Here is a 17,330-nt window from a genome sequence, read left to right as displayed (position 1 = left end):
CTGATCCGGCACACGGCTGCGCCCGGTCAACACACCGGCCCCGGGTCTGTGCGTAATCGCGCTCGACCGACGCATGCCCACGGCATGGATCAGCGCACAGTCGCGTCTGGTCCTACGCCCTGCCGTGCTCGGTTCAGCGCACTGCGGTGCTCGGTCAGCGCAGGGCGGCGGCCTTGCGGCGGGCGGCGGCGGCGCGTTTGGGGTCGGCGTCGGCTGGTTTGCGGGGGGCGGATTTCTTGGCGGGGGTCTTCTTGGCGGTCTTGGTGGGGGCGGGCTCGTCGGGGGTGGTGGAGAGGACGGTGCGGAGGAACTGGCCGGTGTAGCTTTCCGGCACGGCCGCAATGTCTTCCGGGGTGCCCTGGGCGATGACGGTGCCGCCGCCGGAGCCGCCCTCGGGGCCCATGTCGATCACCCAGTCGGAGGTCTTGACGACATCGAGGTTGTGCTCGATGACGATGACCGTGTTGCCCTTGTCGACCAGGCCGTTGATGACGCCCAGCAGTTTGCGGATGTCCTCGAAGTGCAGGCCGGTGGTCGGCTCGTCGAGGATGTAGACGGTACGGCCGGTGGAACGCTTCTGCAACTCGGCGGACAGCTTCACGCGCTGCGCCTCACCGCCGGACAGCGTCGGCGCGCTCTGCCCCAGCCGGACGTACCCGAGACCGACGTCGACCAGGGTCTTGAGGTAGCGGTGAATCGAGGTGACCGGCTCGAAGAACTCGGCCGCCTCCTCGATGGGCATGTCCAGCACCTCGGCGATGGTCTTGCCCTTGTAGTGCACCTCCAGCGTCTCCCGGTTGTAGCGGGCGCCGTGGCACACCTCGCACGGGACGTAGACGTCGGGCAGGAAGTTCATCTCGATCTTCAGCGTGCCGTCGCCCGAACACGCCTCGCAGCGGCCGCCTTTGACGTTGAACGAGAACCGGCCGGGCTGATAGCCGCGTACCTTCGCCTCGGTGGTCGCCGCGAACAGGGTGCGGATCTTGTCGAACACGCCGGTGTAGGTGGCCGGGTTGGAGCGCGGCGTGCGGCCGATCGGCGACTGGTCCACCTGGACCAGCTTGTCCAGGTGATCCAGGCCGTTGATCCGGGTGTGGCGGCCGGGGACCTGCCGGGCGCCGTTGAGCTTGTTCGCCAGCACCGTCGCCAGGATGTCGTTCACCAGCGTGGATTTACCCGAACCCGACACGCCCGTGACGGCCGTCAGCACGCCCAGCGGGAAATCCACATCGATGCCGCGCAGATTGTGTTCGTTGGCGCCGACGACGGTGAGCTGCTTCTTCTTGTTCACCGGCCGCCGCACCATCGGCACCTCGATGCGCTCGCGCCCCGCGAGATACGCGCCCGTCAGCGAGTTGCGGTCGGTGAGCAGGCCCGGGTACGGGCCGCTGTACACCACCTGGCCGCCGTGCTCGCCGGCCATCGGGCCGATGTCGACCACCCAGTCGGAGGCGTGGATGGTGTCCTCGTCGTGCTCGACCACGATCAGCGTGTTGCCGAGATCGCGTAGCCGCGAAAGGGTTTCGATGAGCCGCCGGTTGTCGCGCTGGTGCAGCCCGATCGACGGTTCGTCCAGCACGTACAGCACGCCCACCAGGCCCGAACCGATCTGGGTGGCCAGCCGGATGCGCTGCGCCTCGCCGCCGGACAGCGTGGCCGCCGCCCGCGAGAGCGTCAGGTACTCCAGGCCGACATCGAGCAGGAAGCCCAGCCGCGCCTGGATCTCCTTGAGCACCTGTCCGGCGATGGCCGCCTCCCGCTCCCCCAGTTCCAGCGAGTTCAGGAACTTGGAGCAGTCGCGGATCGAGAAGTCACACACCTCGGCGATGGAACGACGGCCCTCGCCGGAGTTGAGCGTGACCGCGAGGATCTCCGGGCGCAGCCGCGCACCCCGGCACACGGGGCACGGGATGTCGCGCATGTAGCCCTCGTAGTGCTCCTTCATCTGCTCGGACTCGGTGTTGTCCATGCGCCGCTGCAGGAACGGCATCACGCCCTCGAAATCGGCGTAGTAGGAGCGCTTGCGGCCGTAGCGGTTGGTGTAGGACACGTGCACCTGGTCGGTGCTGCCCTCCAGCACCGCCTTGCGGGCCTTGGCGGGCAAGCGATTCCAGGGCGTGTCCATGGAGAAGCCGATGGACTCGGCCAGACCCGACAGCAGCCGGGTGAAGTATTCGGCCGTCTGCCCGCGCGACCACGGGGCGATGGCGCCCGCGGCGAGGCTCAGGTCGGGATCCGGCACCACCAGGTCCGGGTCGACCTCCTTGCGGATGCCCAGACCGGTGCAGTCGGGGCAGGCGCCGTAGGGCGAGTTGAACGAGAACGAGCGCGGCTCGAGATCCTCGATGTCGAGCGGATGGCCGTTGGGGCAGGCCAGTTTCTCGGAGAAGCGGCGCTCGCGGTCGTGGGCGTGCTCGTCGCGGTCGACGAAATCGAGCACCACGATGCCGTCGGCCAGGCGTAGCGCGGTCTCGATGGAATCGGTGAGGCGCTGTTTGGCGCTGGGCTTGGCGGTGAGGCGGTCGATGACCACCTCGATGTCGTGCTTCTCCTGCTTCTTCAGCTTCGGCGGTTCGGTCAGCGGATGCACCACGCCGTCCACTCGCACGCGCGAATAGCCCTGTGTCTTCAATTGATCGAACAGGTCGACGAATTCGCCCTTGCGGGTGCGGACCACCGGCGCGAGCACCTGGAACCGGGTGCCCTCCGGCATCTCCAGCACCTGGTCGACGATCTGCTGGGGCGTCTGCTTGGCGATCAGCTCACCGCAGACCGGGCAGTGCGGGGTGCCGGCGCGCGCGTACAGCAGGCGCAGGTAGTCGTAGACCTCGGTGATGGTGCCCACCGTGGAGCGCGGGTTGCGGTTGGTGGACTTCTGGTCGATCGAGACCGCCGGCGAGAGGCCCTCGATGAAGTCGACATCGGGCTTGTCCATCTGGCCGAGGAACTGCCGCGCGTAGGCCGACAGCGACTCCACGTAGCGGCGCTGCCCCTCGGCGAAGATGGTGTCGAAGGCGAGGCTCGACTTGCCGGACCCGGACAGTCCGGTGAACACGATGAGACTGTCGCGGGGCAGGTCCAGGTCCACTCCCTTGAGGTTGTGCTCCCGCGCTCCGCGCACCGTCAGGCGATCCGCCACAGGCCGTCCCTTCTCCATCGTGTTTCGGCGTCCAGAAGTACCCCCGCCGTCATGCTAGGCACACCCACCGACAAGTTCGCTCGCCGAGCGGGCATCGCGGCGCCGACCAGGGATTTCGACGGTCACCGACGGGAGCGACGGGGCCGCGGCGACGCTCTGCGTCGGCTCGCGAGGCCCCCTGGCACCCTGCCGGGCACCGCACCCGTCCAGAGTACGTGCCCCCTGCCCGGCGGCCCGTGTGAGACGCCGGACATCATCCGGGCGACGCCGCGTCGATCAGACCGGTCCGAGCACGAGGACCGAATTGTGGCCGCCCATGCCGAGCGCGGTCTTCACGGTGAGCCCACCCTCGAACGGCGTCGGGCCGTCGAGCAGCCGCGGGTGCGGCGCGGCGACGATGGGCGGCGCCGGGACGATGCCGCGCTCGTAGCCCAGGGCCGCGGCTGCCAGCTCCACCCCGGCCGAGGCGCCCATGCAGTGCCCGGTCAACGGTTTGATCGAATACACCTGCGGGACATCGTCGAACACCTCGCGCAGCAGCGTCGTCTCGGCGACGTCACACTGGCGGGTGCCCGGCCCGTGGGCGTTGTAATATGCCACGTCGGCGGAGTCGACGCCCGCGAAATCCAAAGCGCGGCGGGTACATTCGAAGATCTGGCTCAGGCTCGGCTCGACCGACACGACGTGGTACGCGTCGTTGGTCATGGCGCCGCCCAGCACGGTCGCGTACGGCCGCTGCGCCGACCGCGTCAGCACGAACGCCACCGACGCCTCGCCGAAGCTGAAACCGCGGCTGCCCTCCTGGAACGGGCGGCACGCGTCCAGCGGGTCGGCGTCGGCCACCGCGGCGCCCATCCGCACGAAATGTTCGACCATGTCGGGGCTGCCCGACAGATCGGTGGTCACGCAGACCACGTCGTCCGCGAAACCCTGGTCCAGCCACAGCTTCGCGGTGATCAGCGCGACGTTGGCCGAACTGCACGCCGCCGACACGTTCATCGACGGACCGTGGAAGCCGTACTCCTGCATCAGTACCGAGATCGGGGTCGAGGGTAATAATCGCAGGTAGTCGCGGGACCGCCGGTGGCCGTCGTCGACGAGGTAGAAATCGTGCCAGTCGTAGACGTCGCCGAGCACGATCGCGTGCAGCAAACCCACGGTGCGCCCTCGGCGCCATCCCCGCTCCGTCGCGTCGGCGATCGCCTCGCGCGCCGACTCGTGCATGGCCCGCGCGTAGCGGCTGGGGCTGACGGCGGGGTCGCCGCCGTCGGGTAGTAGGGCAACCCACGCGCGCTCATCGCGGTCGGGGCCGTACCCTGGATGCAGCCGGGCCGCGGGTTTTCCACTCAACAGACCCTGCCAGAATGTCTCGCGCCCCCAGCCGTAACCACTGACGACTCCGATACCGGCGATCGTCATATGATCTTGATATTGTTCCGCGGGCCGCGGAGTGGTGGTGCTCGACATCGCATTGCTCCTTCACCGGTCGCGGACCTGATAGCGAATAATCCGCCATCACTGAGCAAACCGGTAGCTGTAATGATCGCCAATCAGCACCCGACGAAGCGCCCGGACAGTGACAGATCCAATACCGTCTCTGCTGTGATCTGATATACGCCGGACAACAGAATGATCCCGTGTGCCATTGACGCAAGTCTTCGATGATCAGGGGGTACGTGTGGTTGAGGTGGGTGGCGACCGGGACGACCCGGTCGATGCCGAACAGCTTGCCCAGCGGTACCGCACCCTGGTCGAGCACAGCCCGGACGGGGTGGTGGTCCACGAGCGCGGCATCATCGTATTTGCCAATCCAGCAATAGTGCGGCTACTTGAAGCCGAGGATACCGATCAGGTTGTCGGACAGCCGGTCACACGCTTCGTCGACCCTCGATCGATCCCCGGAATGCTCGAGCGCATCGGCCGGCTCGAGGCCACCGGAGATGCCTCCGAGCCTGCGGAGATGACCCTGATCCGCTGCGACGGGCGACCGGTCGATGTGGAGACCGTGTCGGTGCTGACGGCGTGGCACGACCATCTCGCGTATCAGGTCGTCATCCACGATCTGACCGCGCAGCGGCGCGCCGAGGCGGCCCAGCGGCGCGCCGAACAACACTTCACCACCGTCGTCTCCCAGCTGGAGGAGGGCGTCGTGGTGATCGATCGCGACGGGCGCATCGAATCGATCAATCCCGCCGCCAAACGGATCTTCGGCCACGACGGCGACGATCTGGTGGGCACCCGGATCGACGCGCTCCCGCTGGCCCTGCTGGACGCCAACGCCCAGCCGCTGCCCCCGATCCGGCATCCGGTCGCGCGCACGCTCGCCACCGGCGAGACCATCACCCGCTACGTGTTCGGCGTGGATCGCCCGGACGGGCAGCGGCGCTGGCTGTCGGGTTCGAGCCGGCTGCTCAATCCCGCCGACCCGGATTCGCCCGCGGTGTCGTCGTTCAACGATGTCACCGAATTCCGGGCCAGCCGAAGGCAATTGGAGTATCAGGCGACGCACGATCCGCTCACCGGGCTGGCCAACCGGTCGCTGGTGCTGTCACGGCTGGCTGCGGCGCTGGGCACCAGCGAGGACCTGCCGGTGGCCACCGTGCTGTTCATCGATCTCGACGGTTTCAAGAACATCAACGACACGCTCGGGCACGCCATCGGCGACACGGTCTTACAGATCGTGGCGCAGCGCCTGCAGCGCAGCCTGCGCCACGACGACGTGGTCGGACGGCTGGGCGGCGACGAGTTCCTGGTGCTGCTGTCCGGCCACACCCTGCCCGACGATCTGGACGCGCTGGTGGCGCGGCTGCGCCAGAGCATGGCCGAGCCGATCATCGCGCGTGGGCACCGCATCCACGTCGACGCGTCCATCGGCGTGGCGCCGCTGCATCCCGGCGACACCCGCACCCCGGAAGCCGTTCTCCACGACGCGGATGTGGCGATGTATCGCGCGAAGCCGGCCACCGGCCGCGAGAACAACACGATCGGGCGGCGCCCGAACAACACGCACGCCTCCTGAGACACCGGACCGGACCGGGCGCGTGCCGAACACCTCACCTGCGATTACGGCGCGCTCGCCGAACCCGAACTAAACTCGACAACTCTGTTTTCCTTTGCGCGGCCACACCCGGCCGACCGTGGTGACAAGGAGTTGACGTCTTGCCCGACCGCCTCACCGAGGATCGCCCGGCAACCGACCGCGCAGCCGAACTCGACCGCGAACAGCACCATCTCGCCCTGCTGTACCAGCGCCTGGACGCGATGCGCGAATACGCTCAGCGCCGCCTGAAAACAGTGCTGCTGGAATCCGGCGGCACCCCGCAGGCCCGCAGCGAACGCGAGTCGTTCACCCAGCTCTACAGCGAGGACCTGGCGAAGTACGACGCCGCCGAGCACGGCCTGTGTTTCGGCCGGATCGACCTGGCGGACGCCGAGGGCGGCGCCGAACAGCGCTACATCGGCCGCCTCGGCATCCTCGACGAGGACGACGACTACGCCACCCTGCTGCTGGATTGGCGCGCACCCCTGGCCCGCCCGTTCTATCTGGCGACCACCGCCCAGCCGGACGGCGTGACGCGCCGCCGCCACATCCGCTCGCGCAACCGCGAGGTCACCTCGATCACCGACGAGTACCTGGACCTGGAGACCGCGCGGCAGGCCGGGGCGGTCGAGTCCGACGAGACCGGCGTCGGCAGCGAGAGCGCGCTGCTGGCCGCCCTCAACGCCGCCCGCACCGGGCATATGAGCGACATCGTCGAGACCATCCAGAGCGAGCAGGACGCCATCATCCGCTCAGAGCACAAGAGCGTGCTGGTGGTCCAGGGCGGGCCGGGGACCGGCAAGACGGCCGTCGCACTGCACCGCGCGGCCTACCTGCTCTACACCTATCGCCAGCAGCTGGACAAGGCCGGTGTACTGATCATCGGCCCGAACACCACCTTCCTCGACTACATCGGCCAGGTGCTGCCGTCACTGGGCGAGACCGGGGTGCTGCTGTCCACGATTGGCGACCTGTACCCGGGAGTGCGCGCGGCACTGGATGATTCGCTGCGCGCCGGCGAGTTGAAGGGCTCGCTGGAGATGCTCGAGGTGCTCAAGAAGGGCGTCCGGGACTGGCAGCAGATCCCGCGGGAACCGATCCGGCTGAGCTTCGACGGCTACGACCTCACCCTGGACCGCAAGATCGTCACCAAGGCCCGCGGCCGCGCCCGTTCCTCGCGGCGCCCGCACAACCTGGCCCGCCCCATCTTCGCGGCGTCGGTGGTGGACGCGCTCACCGATCAGCTGGCCCAGGTGCTCGGCCAGGACCTGACCGGCGGCCGGAACCTGTTGAGCCAGGCCGATTTGACCGAGATCCGCGACGAGATGCGCGCCGACGCCGACATCCAGCGTGAGATCGCCAGGCTGTGGCCCATCCTCTCGCCACAGGAGGTGCTGGCCGGACTGTGGGCCGACCCGGACCGGCTGACCCGCGCCGCCGCGGATCTGTCGCCGGAGGACCGCAAGGAGCTGTACCGGCCCGACGACGGCCGTTTCAGCGCCGCCGATGCCCCGCTGCTGGACGAACTGGCCGAACTGCTGGGCGTCGACGACGCCGAGGAACGGGAGCGCGCTCGTCGCCGCTGGCGGGCCCAGCTCGCCGAGGCCCAGGACGCCCTCGACATCCTGACCGGTTCGGCGCCACAGGATCTCGAAGACGAGATGGATCCGGAGATCCTGATGGCCTACGACCTCATCGACGCGAGCCAGCTGGCCGAGCGCCAGAATGTCGGCACCCGGCAGACCACGGCCGAACGCGCGGCGGGCGACCGCACCTGGACCTACGGGAACGTGATCGTCGACGAGGCGCAGGAGTTGTCGGAGATGGCGTGGCGGATGGTGATGCGGCGCATCCCGAATCGCTGGGTCACCGTCGTCGGCGATGTCGCGCAGACCGGCGATCCGGCGGGCGCCTCGTCGTGGCAGCGGATGCTGGAGCCGTATGTGGCCAAGCGGTGGAAGCTGACCGAGCTGACCGTCAACTACCGCACCCCCGCCGAGATCATGGCGGTCGCCGCCGACGTGCTGGCCGCGATCGATCCCGATGCCGCGGCGCCTCGGTCGGTGCGCGAAACCGGTTACGCGCCACACGCTTTCCGGGCGGACGCGGACGACGCGGTGGGCCGGGTCGCCGCACTGGTCGCCGCGGAGGCCGAACGCCCCGGCATCACCGCGGTACTCACTCCGCACGATCGCCTGGCCGACTACGCCCACCTGACCGGCGACTCGGTGCGCGTGCTGACCGTGTCGGAGGCGAAGGGCCTGGAGTTCGACGCGGTGATCCTGGTCGAGCCGCAGTCCGTGCTGGACGAGTCGCCGCGCGGGCTCAACGACCTCTACGTCGCGCTCACCCGCGCCACCCAGCGCCTGTCGGTTGTCCACACCGCGGACCTTCCGGACGTGCTGAGCCGCCTCGAAAGGGCCTGAAAACGCCTGTGCCGCCCCACCGGACGGGCGGGGCGGCACACGCGGGTTACTACGCTCAGCGCACGGTGTGCACGATGAGCACGTCGGTGCGGGACTTGCGGGCGACGTCCGAGGGCACCGAGCCGAGCAGGCGCCCGGTCAGGGTGTTGAGGCCGCGGTTACCCACCACCAGCAGGCCGGCCTCCACCTCCTTCGCCAGTGTCAGCAGGCCCTCGACGGGCTCGCCGACGATGGCCTTCTCGACGATGTTGGCGGCACCGGCCGCGGTGGCCCGGTCCCGCGCGACGCGCAGGATCTCGTTGGTGGGCGCGGAGCCGCGCACCTGGTAGGCCTCGTCCTTGAGCACGTCGGCCGCGGCGGCGACGTCGCGGTCATCGGTCGGGTAGTACGCGCAGGCGACGTACAGGGTGGCACCCGCGTCGCCGGCCAGCGCGGCGGCCTTCTCGACGGCGACATACGACGAGTCCGAGCCATCGGTACCGACGACAATGGACCGGTAGGCGGTCATCTCTCCTCCAAACGTGCAACGGGTCGGATGCCGGCGCGTTTCGCCCGGGAGTGCGGGCGCCGCGCGGCAACTGCGCTAGACAATAACCGGTGTCAGGCCGGGATTATCCGAAATCGCAACACATCACACTCGCGTGCCGAGTAACCCGCGGCACACATTCGCCGGGCGGCCGCGGGAAAAGGCCCGCACTACCAGCGTCGATTCCGGGATCGGTTACGAATCGGCATGATCCTCGACACGGACCGAACGGTCTTGTGCCCCTGGGATTTTCGTCACAACCACATATTCTCGGCCCCGGCCCCGGCCCCGGCCCCGCCGTTCCCGACCCGGCGCAGGTCGGGAACGGTTGGTGAGGTTTCACAATTGCGCGGCGACGGCCCGCGCTGGTAGTTCGCCCGGAAATCCGACTATTGCCACGAATAGCGGTGCGGCGGTCAGCCGAGATGGAAAAGCGGGCCGGTGATGGTCAATCCGAGATCCGATACGTGCGCGAAGAAGGAGAACAACATCAACGCCGCACCGGCGAGCGCCAGATCCTTGTTGAATTGGATCATCTCGGTCTGCTTGGCCTGGGGATCGGTTTCCTTCCAGAACGGATGCATCAGCACCGCGGTCAGCACCAGGAAGACCAACAGCAGCAGCGCGCCCAGGTCGGCCCAGATGCCGAGCAGGATGCTCAGCCCGCCGATCAACTGCACGACGCCCGAGCCGAGCACCGCGAGTTTGGCCGCCGGGACACCCTTGCTCTGGGCGTACCCGGCCATCCCCTCGGCCTGGGTGAGATGCCCGGCCGCGGACGCCAGGAACAACACGACGAAGAGAATCCGTCCGATCAATATCAGAACGCTCATTGCCAACTCCTCCGGTCGTCGGCAGGGCGGCCATGCCGCACGGCAGGTCCCTGCCGAGCTGGTAATACAGCATTCAACTACTTCGCTCGCCGGGTATTCCCGGCCCCGGCTGCGACACCAACGAGGTGCGGGCGTATTCCAGCGGCGCCATCCCGACCTCCTTGGCGAATTCGCGGCAGAAGTGCGGCTGGTCGAAGTAGCCCAGATCCAGCGCGAGCGACGCCAGATCCGCGGTGCGGCCCTCGGCCAGCAGTTGCGCGCCGTCCTGCAGACGGTAGCGGCGCAATACCCATTTAGGGCCCGCGCCCACATACCGGCGGAAGAGTCGCTGCAGGGTACGGATCGGTACGTCGAAACGCTCGGTCACCTGCTCGACCCGGGTCAGGTCGCGGTCGGACTCCATCTCGGCGACGATGCGCAGCACCATGCGGTAGGCCGCGTCGTCCCCGGCGTGGCGCACAGCGTCGGCGAAGAAATCCTCGACCAGGTCGCGACGTTGCTCGTCGGTCGGCGCGGACAGGACGCGCTCGGTGAGACCGGCGGCCGCGGGCAGCACCTCGGTGAGTTCCACCGCGGTGTCACGCAGCGCGCCGACGTCGACACCGGTGCAGGCGCCGAAGCCACCGACGCGGAACTTCAGCGCGAACGTCTCCCCCCTGTCGGCGAGTTCGCGGGTGAACTTGGTGGTGCAGACGCCGTTGACCCAGCCACCGGACCGGCTGTGGCTGCGCTCGAAGGTGACGTTGACGCACGGATAGGGCAGCACCTCGGCCATATACGGCGCGCGGCCGCGCAGATCCCACCGCACCGACCAATACCACTCGGCGAACGTGGCCGTCCGCGGCCCGGCCGGCAACCGCACCAGGCTGCGGTGCCGCTCCTGCTCGCGCGGGTGCAGGATGCCCTTGGTGACCTCCGGCGGCGGCACCGGAACAGCTTCCGGCACAACCGATTCCGAGCGATCTACCGTTCCCGTCACGACCGCGCTCCGGGCTGTCGCGTTCTTACAAGATCCGCGCGGCCCGACCGGCGAAAGTAGTGGTCATGACGAACACCGTGCATCCCGTTCCCGAGGGCTACCACTCCATCACCTGCTTCCTGGCCGTCCCGGACGGCAACAAGGCCCTCGACTTCTACTCCGCTGTCTTCGGCGCCGAGGTGCTCAGCCGCAACGACCTGCCCGACGGGCAGCCCGCGCACGCCGAGTTGAAGATCGGCGACTCGACGATCCAGGTCGGCATGCCGGTGCCGGAACACGGCCTGCGGCCCCCGAACGGCGAGTGGGTGCACACCAGCATCGTGCACTACTGCGACGACGTGGACCTGGTGGCGAAGCGGGCCCGCGAGCACGGCGCCCGCAGCGTCGACGACCCGCAGACCTTCGTCACCGGCGACCGCTACGGCGCCGTCATCGACCCGTTCGGCCATCGCTGGGTGTGCATGACCCGCGTCGAGGACGTCCCGCGCGAGGAGGCCGAGCGCCGCGTGAACGAGTGGATGGCGACCCAGAACTGAACTCATTTCAGCCCGGCGGCATCCATGCCCCGTAGCTCCTTCTTCAGGTCGGCGATCTCGTCGCGGAGCCGGCCGGCCAGCTCGAACTGCAGCTCGCGGGCCGCGTTCATCATCTGCGCGGTCATCTCCTTGACCAGGTCGGCGAGTTCGGCGCGCGGCATGTTGGCGATATCGCGGCCCTCGTAGACGCCCGCGCTGACGGCGCGCCCGGGTTCGCCTTGGGCGCGCCGGCCGCGGCTGGCGTTGCGGCCGGATCCGCCGACTTCGACCTCCGTCTCGTCGGCCTCGCGATAGACCTGATCGAGGATGTCGGCGATCTTCTTGCGCAGTGCCGTCGGCTCTATCCCGTTCGCCTCGTTGTAGGCGACCTGTTTGGCGCGGCGGCGCTCGGTCTCGTCGATGGCCTGCCGCATGGAGTCGGTGATTTTGTCGGCGTACATGTGCACCTCGCCGGAGACGTTGCGCGCCGCGCGGCCGATGGTCTGGATGAGGCTGGTGGAACTGCGCAGGAAGCCCTCCTTGTCGGCGTCGAGGATCGCCACCAGCGACACCTCCGGCAGGTCCAGGCCCTCGCGCAGCAGGTTGATGCCGACCAGCACGTCGTACTCGCCGAGCCGCAGCTGCCGCAGCAGCTCGACGCGGCGCAGGGTGTCGATCTCGGAGTGCAGGTAGCGGACCCGGACACCGAGACCGAGCAGGTAGTCGGTCAGGTCCTCGGCCATCTTCTTGGTCAGCGTGGTGACCAGGACGCGTTCGTCGCGCTCGGTGCGCTGGCGGATCTCGCCGAGCAGGTCGTCGATCTGGCCCTTGGTGGGTTTGACCACGACCTGCGGGTCCACCAGGCCGGTCGGGCGAATGACCTGTTCGACGAACTCGCCGCCGGTCTGCCCCAGTTCGTAGGGGCCCGGCGTCGCGGACATGTAGATCGTCTGCCCGATGCGGTCGGCGAATTCCTCCCACGTCAGCGGGCGGTTGTCGACCGCCGAGGGCAGCCGGAAGCCGTACTCGACCAGATTGCGCTTGCGCGACATGTCGCCCTCGTACATGCCGCCGATCTGCGGGACGGTCACGTGGGACTCGTCGATGATCAGCAGGAAATCGTCGGGGAAGTAGTCGAGCAGCGTCGCGGGGGCCGAACCGGCCGGGCGGCCGTCGATGTGGCGGGAGTAGTTCTCGATACCGGAGCAGAACCCGACCTGCCGGATCATTTCCAGGTCGTACTGGGTGCGCATGCGCAGGCGCTGCGCCTCGAGCAGTTTGCCCTGCCGCTCCAGATCGGCGAGGCGCCCCTCCAACTCCGCCTCGATGTCGCGCACGGCGCGTTCCATCCGCTCCGGGCCCGCGACGTAGTGCGTGGCCGGGAAGATGCGCACCCGGTCGACGCGGCGCACCACGTCGCCGGTCAGCGGGTGCAGATAGTAGAGGGCCTCGATCTCGTCGCCGAAGAACTCGATGCGCACGGCGAGTTCCTCGTAGGAGGGGATGATCTCGACCGTGTCGCCGCGGACCCGGAACGAGCCGCGGGTGAACGCCATGTCGTTGCGGGTGTACTGGATATCCACCAGCAGCCGCAGCAGGCGGTCCCGGTCGACCTCGCCGCCGACCTCGAGCTGGACGGACCGGTCCAGATAGGACTGCGGCGTGCCCAGGCCGTAGATGCACGACACCGACGCCACGACCACGACGTCGCGCCGGGACAGCAGGTTCTGGGTGGCCGAGTGCCGCAGGCGCTCGACGTCGTCGTTGACCGAGCTGTCCTTCTCGATATAGGTGTCGGTCTGGGCGATGTACGCCTCGGGTTGGTAGTAGTCGTAGTACGAGACGAAGTACTCGACGGCGTTGTTCGGGAGCATCTCGCGCAGTTCGTTGGCCAGCTGCGCGGCCAGCGTCTTGTTCGGCGCCATGAGCAGGGTGGGGCGCTGCACGCGCTCGATCAGCCAGGCCGCGGTGGCCGACTTGCCGGTGCCGGTGGCGCCGAGCAGGACCACATCGCGCTCCCCCGCCTCCAACCGGCGTTCCAGCTCGGCGATCGCGGCGGGCTGGTCGCCCGCCGGCTGGTAGTCGCTGACCACCTGGAACCGGCCGTCGGCCCGCTCGATCTCACCGATAGGCCGGAACTCCGAATGCGCCAGCGGTGTATTGCCCTCGGCGGGGACCTCGGTTGCGAAAGCCATGGTTACCAGACTAGGACGAGGCACCGACAACAAGCACCCGCGCGACGCCACCGTGGCCCACGCCACCACCGACACGCCGACACGCTGCCCCGGTCGCGGAATCGGACGTGACGGAGCGCACCCGGACCAGCCCGGCGAGCGAGGGGACAGACGATGCCGCGGGATGTCGGACCAGACGGCTACCACCCCGCAACGCACCGGCAGCGCGACGCCGCCCAGTCCGCGCTACCGAGGCCGACCGTCTCTCACGGTCTCTCACACGGTGACCGCCGGGCGGCTGTCACATCGACTCAGCGCCCACTACGTGAAAGCGAGAACGTTTGTCCCGCAGACTATTACAGCGACACGGCAAGCAATTCACGCAACGACCTCGGGATGTCGAGGGACGGCACAGGTTTCGGCAGTCGATCAGTGCGCGATCGAAAAGCACTACACCACAACACTATTCGACAAGAAGCAAACCCCAGCGACCCCGGCGCACAACGCTTCCGAAGCCTGGCAAGCACTCCCGAAACGCACCGCGCCCGCCCGTTTGCTGTGAGCCGCGGACACCACCCGGGCAACTTCCGCGCAGCGCTCCGGACCGATCCGAGAATGTCCGAAATGTCCGGTGCCACAAGGAAGCTCATCGATGGTGGCGAAAGCGTGACAGGACAATTCCGGTCTGTTCACGAGCCTCCGCGCGGGGTTGCCCGGGTGTACTCTGATCCGGTCCGACAGTCGAGAAGGGCAGTGTCATGGCCGGTTTCCTCCCCTCACGCGTCGCAATGCCCGCGAGCAACGCCGTCGCGAATCCACTTCGGGACCGGCGCTCCACCGCGCTCAACGGAGTTGCCCCCATGCAGTTCAAACGCCGCAGCATCCCCGGATCCGACTCCGACGCGACTCCCGCCCCGGCGAGACCACCGCATCGGCCGCACACCGAGTATTTCGACCTGGCAGACCTCACCAAGACCGACGCCCGCGGCTTCGTCCATTCGGTCGAGCACTACCACGCGGAGCCGTGGGGCCTGTATCTGGTGCGTGCCGCCGACACCCCGCCGGACCGCTACACCGAGACGTGGCTGCTACCGCAACTGTCGCTGCGGGTGAGCATGAACCACGTGAACGCCGCGCACGACCGCAACCCGCTCTACCACATCCATATCGGCGAGTTCTCCCGGATCGAGCCGAAGCGGTGGCGGGCGATCTACCACTATCTGGACATCGAGTCCCGCCACGGCCGGATCTGCGAACTACGCGGCGTCGACGAGCTGTTCGCCGCCCACGCCGCGGGATACATTGATGCGGCTACCGCCCAGCACGCCTTCGAGCAGGCCACCGCGGTGGTCGACGGAATCGCCTCGCACGACCACAACTTCGGGCACTGGCTGGCCTCCCGCGGCATCACGCTGACCTGGTTGTGAACCATCGGTAGCGCGGTCCTCGCGCGGCGCGAGCGATCGGACGGTAAATTCGGGCTGTGTCCCAGGCACCAGTTGTGGATCTGCACCGGCCCAAGGTGGAGTATTTCGACCTGGCCGCACTGACCAACACCGACCCCAAGGGGTTCGTGCGGCCGGTCGAACGCTATCGCCTCGAGCCGTGGGGCCTGTACATGGCCCGGACTGCCGACCATCCGCAGTTCCACTACCTGGAGTCGTGGCTGTTGCCCCGAGTGGCGTTGCGCGCCACGGTATTCCACTACAACCCCGGGCACGTCCGCGACCAGGACTACTACCTGGACATCGGCGAGTTCGGCGAAACCGACGCGGGCACCTGGAAATCGGTCGACCACTACCTCGACATCGTGGTGCGCACGGGCCGCGACGCGGAACTGCTCGATGTCGACGAGCTACTCGCCGCACACGCCGCCGGCTACCTGGACCTGCCCGCCGCGCAGCGGGCCGTGGAGACCGCCACCATCGCCATCGACGGGATCGCGGGTCACGGCTACGACTTCGACCGCTGGCTGCGCTCGCTGGACATCCATCTCACCTGGCAGTAGCGGTCACTCGCCCGGCCGCGCGGCGATCACCCGCGGGTAGACCTCGTCGAACCAGGGCGTCTTCACGTCGAGGTAGGCCTGGATCGCCGGCTCACCGGTGAGACCGGCCGCGGCCGCCACGGCCTTCTGCTTGACCGCCAGGTACTCCTCCCGCGCCGCCGCGTCCGAACGCAGCCAATCCCGAAAAGCCAGGGCCCACCGCTGGTTGGGCCAACCGTCCACCCGCAGATGCACATTCGCCGGACGCCCGGGATCGGCGTTGGCGTGCACGCGTTTGCCCCACTCGGCGGGATCGGCGCCGGGCTTGGGGTCGTCGGTCAGGTACTCGACCCACGGGAAACCCGCGCCCTCCAACGCCTCTCGCAGCCCGTCCGCCGCAGCGAGATCGGCGACGGTGATCTGGATGTCCAGCACATCCTTCGCGGGCAACCCCGGCACTGCGGTCGATCCGATGTGGTCGATGCGCCGGGCGGCGCCGCCGCACACGACCGCCAAGCGCGCGATCAGCCGCTGCGCCTGCGCATCCCACGTCGGGTCCGGCCCGACCAGCTGCACCTCGCCGCGCGGCGCCCGGGTCCTGGTGCGCAGATTGTGTTCGAACGGCACCAGCCGGTGCTCCCACAGCGCGTCCACCTGGCGCTCCAGCTCGGCGGCGCCGGCGTTGTTGTCCAGCAGCACGTCCGCCGCGGCCCGGCGCTGCTCGTCGGTGGCCTGGGTCTTGATGCGGGCCAGCGCATCCGCGCGCGCGATGCCCCGGAACTCCTCCAGCCGCCGCACCCGGGTCTCGGTCTCGGCCATCACGACGACCACCAGATTCGTCACCGCGCCCAAACCGTTCTCGACCAGCAGCGGAACATCCTGCACCACAATCGCGTCCGCGGGCGCGGCGGCCATCAGCTCGGAGGTCCGCCTGCCCACCAGCGGATGCGTGATGCCGTTGAGGGTCCGGCGAGACTCGTCGTCGGCGAAGGCCCGGGCCGCGAGCGCCGGACGGTCCAGGCTGCCGTCCGCGGCGAGAATGTCCCGGCCGAACGCCTCGACCAGCGCCGCCAGCCCCTCGGTGCCGGGCGCCACCACCTCGCGCGCGATCGCATCGCTGTCGATGAGCACGGCGCCCAGCTCGACCAGTCGCCGCGCCGCCGTCGACTTGCCCGCTCCCATGCCTCCGGTGAGACCGATACGCAACATTCGATCAGTCTCGCATCCCCGCCCGGGCCCGGCGTGCGGTGGCCCGGCAATCCGGGCGGATTACCCACGGTGGCAATAACTCCCACCTCGCCCCGGGCAATTTTCTCAATCCGTGATGGCGGTGATATCAATTCGCAACTTTTTCCATCGGTTCCGGACCTGCGGTTGGCAACTTTCCGACACGCCGGGACGAAAGTCGCGCAAAATACGCAGCCGCACACTTTTGTTCCGCTACTGTTTCGCCGCAGGCGATCCAGGCCGTACCAAAGCAAGCAAAGGAACACCATTGGGCACCAGAAACATCCAGACGGGTCGCCACCGGCTGGGCAAGGGCGGCACGATGCACTGCATCGAGATCCCGGAGGTCGCGGCCGCGCTGGCGCAGTTCCGGCGCCCGTGGCTCACCGCGCTGATCAGTCCCGCCCGCCACAGCCTGGCCGCCATCCGCAAGCGGACGGCCGACGCCGCGGCCCACTGGGTGCCCGCTACGGCCAGTTGACCT

Annotated in this window: 13 protein-coding genes; 6 read left to right on the top strand and 7 right to left on the bottom strand. The window is 68.5% G+C overall.

The window, feature by feature from the left end; translation table 11 throughout:
• Positions 1 to 154: 154 nt before the first annotated feature.
• Together uvrA and ACFMRZ_RS35435 are read right to left on the bottom strand one after the other, a co-directional pair.
• Positions 155 to 3,139, bottom strand: a complete 2,985-nt coding sequence (uvrA, locus tag ACFMRZ_RS35440; RefSeq protein WP_400182529.1) for an excinuclease ABC subunit UvrA — start codon at positions 3,137 to 3,139, stop codon at positions 155 to 157.
• Positions 3,140 to 3,415: 276 nt separating this feature from the next.
• Positions 3,416 to 4,606: a beta-ketoacyl synthase N-terminal-like domain-containing protein gene (locus ACFMRZ_RS35435; RefSeq protein ID WP_400182528.1), complete on the bottom strand. Its 1,191-nt coding sequence runs from the start codon at positions 4,604 to 4,606 to the stop codon at positions 3,416 to 3,418.
• Positions 4,607 to 4,817: 211 nt separating this feature from the next.
• Between ACFMRZ_RS35435 and ACFMRZ_RS35430 the strand changes: the two genes are divergently transcribed.
• Together ACFMRZ_RS35430 and ACFMRZ_RS35425 are read left to right on the top strand one after the other, a co-directional pair.
• Complete coding sequence (locus ACFMRZ_RS35430; protein ID WP_342213808.1) at positions 4,818 to 6,158, top strand: diguanylate cyclase domain-containing protein; 1,341 nt, start codon at positions 4,818 to 4,820, stop codon at positions 6,156 to 6,158.
• Between the two features lie 140 nt (positions 6,159 to 6,298).
• On the top strand, positions 6,299 to 8,605 hold the full coding sequence (locus ACFMRZ_RS35425) for a HelD family protein (RefSeq protein WP_400182527.1): 2,307 nt from the start codon (positions 6,299 to 6,301) through the stop codon (positions 8,603 to 8,605).
• 55 nt (positions 8,606 to 8,660) lie between these two features.
• On the opposite strand, the gene ACFMRZ_RS35420 is transcribed toward ACFMRZ_RS35425, so the two are convergent.
• The 3 genes from ACFMRZ_RS35420 to ACFMRZ_RS35410 all read right to left on the bottom strand — a co-directional run bounded on the left by ACFMRZ_RS35420 (position 8,661) and on the right by ACFMRZ_RS35410 (position 10,910).
• Positions 8,661 to 9,113 carry a universal stress protein gene (locus ACFMRZ_RS35420; RefSeq protein ID WP_400182526.1) on the bottom strand — a complete coding sequence of 151 codons (453 nt, stop codon included), beginning with the start codon at positions 9,111 to 9,113 and terminating at the stop codon, positions 8,661 to 8,663.
• 434 nt (positions 9,114 to 9,547) lie between these two features.
• Positions 9,548 to 9,964 (bottom strand): DoxX family protein, encoded by a 417-nt coding sequence (locus ACFMRZ_RS35415; RefSeq protein ID WP_400182525.1) that lies wholly within the window; start codon positions 9,962 to 9,964, stop codon positions 9,548 to 9,550.
• 73 nt (positions 9,965 to 10,037) lie between these two features.
• Complete coding sequence (locus tag ACFMRZ_RS35410; protein ID WP_400182524.1) at positions 10,038 to 10,910, bottom strand: helix-turn-helix domain-containing protein; 873 nt, start codon at positions 10,908 to 10,910, stop codon at positions 10,038 to 10,040.
• A gap of 98 nt (positions 10,911 to 11,008) precedes the next feature.
• Between ACFMRZ_RS35410 and ACFMRZ_RS35405 the strand changes: the two genes are divergently transcribed.
• Positions 11,009 to 11,479, top strand: coding sequence for a VOC family protein (locus tag ACFMRZ_RS35405; protein WP_280276847.1), 471 nt, complete (start codon positions 11,009 to 11,011; stop codon positions 11,477 to 11,479).
• A 2-nt stretch (positions 11,480 to 11,481) separates the two neighbouring features.
• Here the strand turns inward: ACFMRZ_RS35405 and uvrB are convergent, their stop codons facing one another.
• On the bottom strand, positions 11,482 to 13,653 hold the full coding sequence (gene uvrB / locus ACFMRZ_RS35400; protein ID WP_400182523.1) for an excinuclease ABC subunit UvrB: 2,172 nt from the start codon (positions 13,651 to 13,653) through the stop codon (positions 11,482 to 11,484).
• A gap of 839 nt (positions 13,654 to 14,492) precedes the next feature.
• Between uvrB and ACFMRZ_RS35395 the strand changes: the two genes are divergently transcribed.
• Both ACFMRZ_RS35395 and ACFMRZ_RS35390 read left to right on the top strand, forming a co-directional pair.
• Positions 14,493 to 15,059, top strand: a complete 567-nt coding sequence (locus ACFMRZ_RS35395; protein WP_400182522.1) for a hypothetical protein — start codon at positions 14,493 to 14,495, stop codon at positions 15,057 to 15,059.
• 56 nt (positions 15,060 to 15,115) lie between these two features.
• On the top strand, positions 15,116 to 15,640 hold the full coding sequence (locus tag ACFMRZ_RS35390; RefSeq protein WP_400182521.1) for a DUF402 domain-containing protein: 525 nt from the start codon (positions 15,116 to 15,118) through the stop codon (positions 15,638 to 15,640).
• Positions 15,641 to 15,643: 3 nt separating this feature from the next.
• On the opposite strand, the gene coaE is transcribed toward ACFMRZ_RS35390, so the two are convergent.
• A complete protein-coding gene (gene coaE, locus ACFMRZ_RS35385) occupies positions 15,644 to 16,828 on the bottom strand; it encodes a dephospho-CoA kinase (RefSeq protein ID WP_400182520.1) in 1,185 nt (394 codons plus the stop codon).
• Positions 16,829 to 17,114: 286 nt separating this feature from the next.
• Between coaE and ACFMRZ_RS35380 the strand changes: the two genes are divergently transcribed.
• Positions 17,115 to 17,327: a hypothetical protein gene (locus ACFMRZ_RS35380; RefSeq protein WP_280276870.1), complete on the top strand. Its 213-nt coding sequence runs from the start codon at positions 17,115 to 17,117 to the stop codon at positions 17,325 to 17,327.
• Positions 17,328 to 17,330 lie beyond the last annotated feature (3 nt).

It is taken from the genome of Nocardia sp. N2S4-5 (assembly GCF_044628355.1).
Taxonomy (GTDB): Bacteria; Actinomycetota; Actinomycetes; order Mycobacteriales; family Mycobacteriaceae; genus Nocardia; species Nocardia wallacei_B.
This window is presented reverse-complemented; position numbering and strand designations above follow the sequence as displayed.

Excerpts from the sequence above, each read along its gene's own strand:
- ACFMRZ_RS35435 (WP_400182528.1), bottom strand. The coding sequence starts at position 4,606 with ATGTCGAGCACCACCACTCCGCGGCCCGCGGAACAATATCAAGATCAT.
- ACFMRZ_RS35420 (WP_400182526.1), bottom strand. The coding sequence starts at position 9,113 with ATGACCGCCTACCGGTCCATTGTCGTCGGTACCGATGGCTCGGACTCG.
- ACFMRZ_RS35415 (WP_400182525.1), bottom strand. The coding sequence starts at position 9,964 with ATGAGCGTTCTGATATTGATCGGACGGATTCTCTTCGTCGTGTTGTTC.
- ACFMRZ_RS35405 (WP_280276847.1), top strand. The coding sequence starts at position 11,009 with ATGACGAACACCGTGCATCCCGTTCCCGAGGGCTACCACTCCATCACC.
- uvrB (WP_400182523.1), bottom strand. The coding sequence starts at position 13,653 with ATGGCTTTCGCAACCGAGGTCCCCGCCGAGGGCAATACACCGCTGGCG.
- ACFMRZ_RS35395 (WP_400182522.1), top strand. The coding sequence starts at position 14,493 with ATGCAGTTCAAACGCCGCAGCATCCCCGGATCCGACTCCGACGCGACT.
- coaE (WP_400182520.1), bottom strand. The coding sequence starts at position 16,828 with ATGTTGCGTATCGGTCTCACCGGAGGCATGGGAGCGGGCAAGTCGACG.